Below are 5,124 nucleotides of genomic sequence, written 5' to 3' on the forward strand. Positions count from 1 at the left end.
AGATGTGTATAAGAGACAGGCGCGAGCGTTTACACATGGGTTTACAGGTGTCAGAATCCCGTGTCAGAACGCCACGATGCAAATCGGCTATGCGCGGGTGTCTCGCGGCGACCATCAGGACCTAAATGCCCAACTCGCCGCGCTCGCCGCGGCGGGATGCGATCCGGTGTTTCGGGAGGAGGCATCGGGTGGCCAGGCCGATCGCCCTGAGCTGGCACGCGCGATCGGTGCGTTGAAGCCCGGCGACGTGCTGGTGGTGTGGAAACTTGATCGGTTGTCGCGCTCGCTGCGGGATCTTCTGTTCACGCTGGAGGCGATTACGGCTGCAGGTGCTGGCTTCCGATCGATGACGGAGGCCGTGGACACGACGACGCCAGCAGGCCGGCTTATGACCCAGACCTTGGGTGCCTTCGCTGAGTTCGAGCGCGCCATGATCCGCGAGCGGACCATGAACGGGCTGGTGCACGCGCGGAAAGCCGGCCGGCATCTTGGGCGCCGTCCGAGCCTCACCGGCCAGCAGCGGGCCGAGATCATCGCCAAGGCGGAATCCGGCCAGGGTTCGCCGGCGCAGCTTGCCAGCCTCTTCCGCGTGTCGCGATCGACGGTGCAGCGCGTCCTGCGCGATTATCGCAACCGATCGATCGCCGCGTGAGCCTTGCCCCGGCCCTTCCGCGTGACCTGCCTGCAGACCTTGAAGCCCAACGGTACGAGTTAGCCCGCGCGCGTCAGCTCGCGCGGGCGTGGGCGGAGACGCTTCCCGAGCCTAAGCGTCGCGACATGGCGGCGCTGTTCACCCGCGTCGCAATCGAGACTTACAGCGCTGAAGCCCGACCCCATGCGAGCCTCAGCGCGCCTTTCGCCAAGCCTTATGGCCGGCTCGACCGTGCCGTTGCCGAGCTGGCGCAGGTGGTGGGCCGCGAGGCTGCACCGCTGCCGATCACCGAGGCCGTCTATTTCCTGACGGGCCTCTACACGACCTTGCTGGCCGCACGGGAGCGTGGGGCATTGGGGGCGTTCTACACCCCGCCGGCGCTAGCGAACCGCTTGCTCGACATGGCCGAGGAACAGGGGATCGACTGGACCCGCGCTCGCGTGCTGGACCCGGCGAGCGGCGGGGGCGCGTTCCTGTTGCCTGCAGCCGAACGGATGATTGCCGCGCTTCCCGAAGCCGAGCCGGCGTTCGTGCTACGGCAGATCGGCACGCGCCTGGTCGGGCTGGAGCTGGACCCATATGCCGCCGGCTTCGGGCAGAACGCGATCGAGCTGTTGCTGGCGGACGTGACTTCGGCTGCAGGTCGCCCCGCGCCGACTGTCGTGCGCGTAGCCGACACGCTGGAGGAGGCGCCTAGCGCCCGCTTTGACCTGGTGATTGGTAACCCGCCCTATGGGCGCGTCACCCTCACTCCGGCGCAGCGCCAACGCTTCGCGCGCGGCCTCTACGGCCACGCCAACCTCTATGGCGTCTTCACCGACATTGCCGTGCGCTGGACCAAGAAGGGTGGCACGATCGCCTATCTCACCCCCACCAGTTTCCTGTCCGGCCATTACTATTCCGCGCTGCGCGAGCTGATGGCGAAGGAGGCTCCCCCGGCCGCAATCGACTTCGTTCATGCCCGTCGCGGCGTGTTCGAGGACGTGCTGCAGGAGACGTTGCTGGCCGCCTATCGCCGCGGCGCCAAGCCCGGGCGCGCTCAGGTCCATTATGTCGAGGTTACGAGCGAGCGCGAGGCACGCCTTATCCGCAACGGCACGATCGGGCTCCCCTCCCCCGCATCGCAACCTTGGCTTGCGCCGCGTGAGCCGCGCCACAGTGCCCTGATCGCCAAGGCGGAGGCCATGCCGGCGCGGCTTGCCGATTGGGGCTACAGCGTGTCCACCGGTCCCTTGGTGTGGAACCGCTATAAGGACCAGATGCGGCAGCGCTCTGCCCGCGGCGTGCATCCGCTCATATGGGCCGAAGCCGTGTCTGCTGACGGCCGGTTCGCGTTCCGAGCCGAGAAGCGCAATCACGCGCCCTATTTCAAGATCGAGCGTGGCGACGCCTGGCTATTGGTCGAGGAGGCGTGCGTCCTCGTTCAGCGCACCACCTCCAAGGAGCAGGCACGTCGGCTGATCGCGGCCGAGTTGCCGGCTGACTTCATTGCCCAGCACGGCGGTGTGGTGGTCGAGAACCATCTGAACATGGTCCGCCCGGTCGCACGTCCTGCCGTATCGCCAGCGACGGTTGCGGCGGTGCTGAACAGCCGGATCGTTGACCAGCTCTTCCGCTGCATCAACGGTAGCGTTGCCGTGTCGGCGTTTGAGATGGAGGCGCTGCCCCTGCCCTCTCCTGCGGCGATGAGACAGGTGGAGGCGCTGGTTGGCCGCGGAGCCTGCAGTGCCGAGATCGAGGACGAACTCGCGCGGCTTTATGGGCAGGTTGCGCCATGATGCCGATGCTGACCCGCGATGACGTTCACGCCCGCCTGCAGGAGATCTTCCCCGATGGCGCGCCCAACCGCGCCTATCTGACCCGGATGCTGGCTGCGAGCACGGTGTTCGTCGCGCTCTATATCGACGCGATCGAGGGCAGCGGGACGATGCTTGGTCCCAAGCACGTCTATCGCATGACCGACGAGCAGGCGGTTCTTGTCGATGATGCGAGCCGCAGCGCCTATGCGACAGGGGTCTTACGTACTGGCAGCCAGACCGAGGGTCGGCGCTGGTATCAAGACAACACCCGTGAGCCGATCCGCGACGAGACCTTGCGCGAGGGGCTGGTGGCAATCGGTGCCGTGATTGAGCGCACGGACCTTCCCACCACATCGAGCAAGCCGCGCTACGCTCTGAAGGCGAGCTTTGCCGCATTGTTCGATCCTGCCCTCACCGGCGAGGCGCTGCAGGCTCGCATTGCGACGTGGCAGGCTGAAGCGCTGAACAAGGGCGCGCTCGCCCGATTGGCGATTGTGCGCCAGGGCGCGGGCGCCAGCGCGGACCAGGTGCTTGTCACCTTCCCCAATGGGGAGACGCGCCGAATGAAGCCGGGGCCGAGTTCCGAAATCACCAAGGCAGTGGTGGAGGTGTTTGCGCCCGCCTTTCTCACCGCCCCTGCCGTGGTGTTCCTCAGCGAGAGCGGGAACAAGGTGGTCGCGCGCGACGATGCGCTAGCGCGATCGATTGGCCTCGCGATCCAGGCCGACAAGAACCTGCCCGACACGATCCTAGTCGACCTTGGGCCGGTGCATCCGCTGCTGGTGTTCGTAGAGGTGGTCGCGACCGATGGACCAATCAGTCAGCGTCGCAAGGACGCGCTGGAGGAGCTTGTCGCCGAAGCCGGCTTCCCGGCTGAGCATGTCGCGTTCGTGACCGCCTATCTCGACCGTAGCGCCGGACCGTTCAAGAAGACGGTCGATAGCCTTGCATGGGGTAGCTACGCCTGGTTTGCGGCAGAGCCCGAGCGGTTGGTGGTTTTCAGCGAGGCACGAGAGAGTCTGCGCGGCCGACCGTAGCGGCAGCGAGGATAATGTTGGGAATTATCCTCGCTGTCGCTGCAGTCATGCCAATTATCATCCCTATTTATCCTCGCTATTTATCTTGATTTCTTATCGCTTGAACTTGCCAATTTCGCGGTCATCTTGCTGCGCAGCAAACGAAAGGATGAACCATGAATAGCAACAAGCGGAGCCGTGGCCGGCCGGTTGGCACCGGCCTGGACGACGGTCCCACCCTCAAGAAGGTCGCGGACATGATCGTGGCGAACCCGTCGCTTCGGCCAACGACCGCGATCCGGCGTGCTCTCGATAAGCCCGAGCCGTCGAACATTCGGCGGCTGCAGGTGAAGTGGAAGGCCGGCAAGGCCGAGTATATGGTGGAGGCTCAGGCCAGGCGTGCAGCCGCATCGATGCCGGCACACCGCGTGAGCGCGCCCTACTCGCCCCGCACGGGCCGCAACATCGTGGAAGCACACCGGAAGATGCAGGAGGCGCTGGGGCCAGGTTTCCGCGCCGCCCAGGAGATGATGAACAGCCCGGGTATGCGGGCGGCTCAGGAGGCGGCCCGTCGCTACCAGGAAAGCCCGGCCTTGCGAGCGATCGAGGAGTTTCGGAACAGCCCCACGATGCGCGCCATCGAGGAGCTTCAGAACAACCCAACGGTGCGTTTGATGCGTGAACTGCAGGACAGTCCAATGATGCGGGCCGCCAGGGAAATGGAGAAGGTGCAACGCCTCATCAACCGCGGCTTTTAAGCCGCGTTGAGGAGCGAGCAGCTATGGTCGGCGAGGCAGCAGCGCGAGAACCGATTGCTTGTTGTCCATCCAGGCGGCAGCGGTCTGGCTACGCCAGGCGATCATGTCGTGGATGCGCTGGTAATCGTCAGCGATATTCCGGGTGAAGATCGGCTCATGGTGCGCGATCCGGTTTCGGAGCCGTCGTATGATGCGCAAATCGGTGTGAGCGACGACGCGGCATTGTGCGATGGTTTGCGCGGCCGGTGCGCCAGGGAAGCAGGCACGAAAATGGGCGTTCCAGATGCGGCTATCCTGGCCAGCGGTAAAAATCTTCTCCCAGAAGGCGAACTTCAGTTCGGCAATAATCTTGCCTGTTGTTGGGAGCAGCGCAGCGCATCAGGTCTGAAGCCGGATTGTAGTCGGTCTGCCGCTTGGGTTGCGGAAGGCTGCGGATGAAGCCGTTGTTCCACGGCCAGTTTGCTCCGTGCACGGCTTCGATTGCTTCCGCGATGCCGTTCCGCATCGCGACCTCGCAGACCTGCAGCGGGACGATCAGAGCAGCGGAGAGGTCCAGGTTCCACTCGTACATCTCCAGTGCTCGTTCCCGATCATTGCCCATCGCCTGCAGGTAGGTTGCGAAGCGGGGAGCGGAGATAACGATCGGCAACTCGTGGAGTTGGTCGAGGGTGAAGGGCAACGTTGAATCCTGTCAGCAGAAAGTTGACGATGCCGTCAACATCGCTATATCGGCATCTCCGGCTTTGAGAACGCGGGCGCAAGCCCCCCCTCATCGTCAAAGGAGCCTCAAGGCCCGCCTCTGGCGGGCCTTTTTGATTCTTAGCTCGGTGGTCCTACGCTACCTTTTTGCAGCAGGTTTTTACGACAGCGCCCCGCCTGTAAACGCTCGCGCTAAATGG

General features: G+C 64.5%; 5 protein-coding genes. 4 read left to right on the plus strand and 1 reads right to left on the minus strand.

Annotated elements, in window-relative coordinates; genetic code table 11:
* The first annotated feature begins 76 nt into the window (after positions 1-76).
* The 4 genes from A7X12_RS19335 (at position 77) to A7X12_RS19350 (ending at position 4,225) form a co-directional block, all read left to right on the plus strand.
* Positions 77-652, plus strand: a complete 576-nt coding sequence (locus tag A7X12_RS19335) for a recombinase family protein (protein WP_064313104.1) — start codon at positions 77-79, stop codon at positions 650-652.
* Positions 649-2,430, plus strand: a complete 1,782-nt coding sequence (locus A7X12_RS19340; RefSeq protein WP_232318598.1) for an Eco57I restriction-modification methylase domain-containing protein — start codon at positions 649-651, stop codon at positions 2,428-2,430. Before A7X12_RS19335 ends, A7X12_RS19340 begins: the two co-directional genes overlap by 4 nt.
* On the plus strand, positions 2,427-3,488 hold the full coding sequence (locus tag A7X12_RS19345; RefSeq protein WP_064313106.1) for a BsuBI/PstI family type II restriction endonuclease: 1,062 nt from the start codon (positions 2,427-2,429) through the stop codon (positions 3,486-3,488). Before A7X12_RS19340 ends, A7X12_RS19345 begins: the two co-directional genes overlap by 4 nt.
* Positions 3,489-3,643: 155 nt before the next feature.
* A complete protein-coding gene (locus A7X12_RS19350) occupies positions 3,644-4,225 on the plus strand; it encodes a hypothetical protein (RefSeq protein ID WP_064313107.1) in 582 nt (193 codons plus the stop codon).
* A 289-nt stretch (positions 4,226-4,514) separates the two neighbouring features.
* On the opposite strand, the gene A7X12_RS26435 is transcribed toward A7X12_RS19350, so the two are convergent.
* Positions 4,515-4,904: a hypothetical protein gene (locus A7X12_RS26435; protein ID WP_232318599.1), complete on the minus strand. Its 390-nt coding sequence runs from the start codon at positions 4,902-4,904 to the stop codon at positions 4,515-4,517.
* Positions 4,905-5,124: the final 220 nt, after the last annotated feature.

The sequence above is a fragment of the Sphingomonas sp. TDK1 genome (genome assembly GCF_001650735.1).
GTDB lineage: Bacteria > Pseudomonadota > Alphaproteobacteria > Sphingomonadales > Sphingomonadaceae > Sphingomonas.